Annotated in this window: 3 protein-coding genes; 2 read left to right on the top strand and 1 reads right to left on the bottom strand. The window is 43.2% G+C overall.

Annotated features, from left to right (window positions below):
* Both Q0507_RS00830 and Q0507_RS00825 read left to right on the top strand, forming a co-directional pair.
* On the top strand, positions 1-278 hold a 278-nt coding region (locus Q0507_RS00830; protein ID WP_298710979.1), incomplete at its 5' end, for a nitroreductase family protein.
* A 29-nt stretch (positions 279-307) separates the two neighbouring features.
* Positions 308-1,522, top strand: a complete 1,215-nt coding sequence (locus Q0507_RS00825) for an MFS transporter (protein ID WP_298710982.1) — start codon at positions 308-310, stop codon at positions 1,520-1,522.
* A 131-nt stretch (positions 1,523-1,653) separates the two neighbouring features.
* Here the strand turns inward: Q0507_RS00825 and Q0507_RS00820 are convergent, their stop codons facing one another.
* Complete coding sequence (locus Q0507_RS00820) at positions 1,654-2,427, bottom strand: hypothetical protein (protein WP_298710977.1); 774 nt, start codon at positions 2,425-2,427, stop codon at positions 1,654-1,656.
* Positions 2,428-2,441: the final 14 nt, after the last annotated feature.

Below are 2,441 nucleotides of genomic sequence, written 5' to 3'. Positions count from 1 at the left end.
CTAGTAAAGCAAACTATGCTAATAATTTTGCTGATGTATCTTGTGCTATGCAAAACATGATGCTTGCGTGCAACGAACTAGAACTTGGCAGCTGCTGGGTTAATCAACTTCGACACCTCCAAGACAACGAACGCATTCAAGCAAAAATGCGTGAGTTAGGTCTTAGCGAAGACGAAAAAGTCTACGCTAGCCTTGCTATTGGCTATCCAGATATGCCAAACGGCCTTAACCGCCGCGAAATCGAGCCAAAAGGCTACAAAGTGACATATGTGGATTAATGTAACATCAATAGCTTCGTATATACTAAATAAAGCAAAATAAAAGTGCTATCACTTCCACCTACAAACGTCTTCGCAGAGAAGTCTTTGCAGGTACATTTATTGGGTATGCTACATTTTATCTAATCCGCCAAAACTTTAGCTTGGCTATTCCGTACATGATTGCTGAATACGGTTATGCAAAAGCGGATCTGGGTGTAGTCATGACTATCTTATCCGTTGCTTATGGTGTGAGTAAGTTTGTTATGGGTAATGCGTCTGACCGCTCAAACCCTAAATACTTCTCCACAGTAGGTCTATTGCTCAGTGCTTTAGTTATGCTTTTATTCGGTACATTACCAGGTATTATGAGCAGTATTCCTATTATGTGTGTGCTAGCTTTATTAAACGGCTGGTTCCAAGGTATGGGGTATCCTCCATATGCGAAAAACATGGTAACTTGGTTCTCCCACTCCGAGCGCGGTGTATGGTGGTCCTGGTGGAACGTATCCCACAACCTCGGTGGCGGTATCATCGCCCCACTTGCTACTTTAGGTATTTACCTATTCGGTACTTGGCATAGTATCTTTTTCTTCCCTGCTATTATTTCCATCATCTTAGCCATTGTTACCTTCTTCTTGTTGAAAGATACGCCTCAATCTTGCGGCTTACCGCCTATTGAGGAATACAAACACGAAGTAGTAACACATAGTCATAAAGATGACCATGAAAAAAGCACTTTCAAAGAAATCTTCTTTAAATACATTTTGCGTAACAAATACTTATGGTACCTTGCAATTGCAAATATCTTCGTATACTTTATCCGTTACGGCGTAGTGAACTGGGCTCCAACTTACTTAACAGCTGTAAAAGGCTTCACAAAAGAAGGTTCTCGTTGGGCTTATTTCTTATACATTTGCTTTATGCTATTCGTTATCTTGGCGATTCTTGTTTACTGGTTCAACCCAGCAGGCAATATCCTCATCGATAACTTAGCACTCATCGCTATCGGCTTCCTCATCTACGGCCCAGTTATGATGATCGGCCTTCAAGCAGCAGACATGGTACCACGCGTAGCAACAGGTGGTGCTACGGGGCTTACAGGCCTTCTTGGTTACCTCATCGGTTCCGCTGGTGCTGGTGCTTTCATGGGTCTCATGGTTGACCTTTACGGTTGGGATGGCGGTTTCGTTGCCCTCGTTGGTGCATGTATTTTATCCATCGTATTCCTGCTACTCACCCTCGGTGACAAAGGACATCAATAGAATATGTACTGTATAATACGTAATGTGTAATACGTAATGTGTAATACCTACTTATAATACATACCGTACAACCCACTGTTGTATATACAAAAACCCCCTAGTAATACTTATGATTACTAGGGGTTTTTAATTTATACGACGCACAAGGAGCCATCTAATACTTTCAAATTATACACGAGGCCAAGTCGTGCCAAGCCATGCAATGCAACGGCTGTTACAGGGGTGATAGATCCTAACACGCCGGCACCGATGATGGCAACGTGGAATAAAATAGACACGATGAGTAGGCCCAAATGACACTGTTTTGCATCCTTTGAAAGCCCCACCGTCGGAGAGTTCTCATCTACGAGGGAACCCATCATGAGAGCCACAAGAATGAGCTCTAAAGAACACGGACAAAGCACGACTAGCAATGTAATGGTATGCTTGAAGTCCTGTGTCAATGCAAAGGAACCCATGGAAAGCAACATCACGGCCACAACGATAACGGACGAATAATTATTGATACCCTGACGCAAAGCTACAAGTTGCTTTGGCATGGTCGGCAACATATCGTCATCCAATGTATAGTGTGCCTCGCCCGTAATGAGTTGCTCCAAGAAGAAGCCCCCATGCACGATGAGACCTACATAAGCCGCCGTATGGTAATCGCCAATCGCAATAAGCGCTACCATGGCTACTACGATGAGAAAATTAGCGTGAATCTCTAAATGATCCCAAATACTTTGTACACTATTGATGAGTAATGGCAAGCCACAAACAATGACCGTCACCCAAGCCAAATCAATAGCTGGATTCATAGGTTCTGTAAGCGCATCTAATATAATAAACAAAATGCCGAGTGCCAAAATGGCCCCCTGCGTGCGCAGAGACACCTGCGCTGATAAAGACTGTAAAAACTTCATATAGACCTCTCTAT

The organism is uncultured Veillonella sp. (assembly GCF_938010505.1).
Lineage (GTDB): Bacteria > Bacillota > Negativicutes > Veillonellales > Veillonellaceae > Veillonella.
Note: the sequence above shows the minus strand (reverse complement) of the source record. Positions and strands in the feature narration are given on the sequence as shown.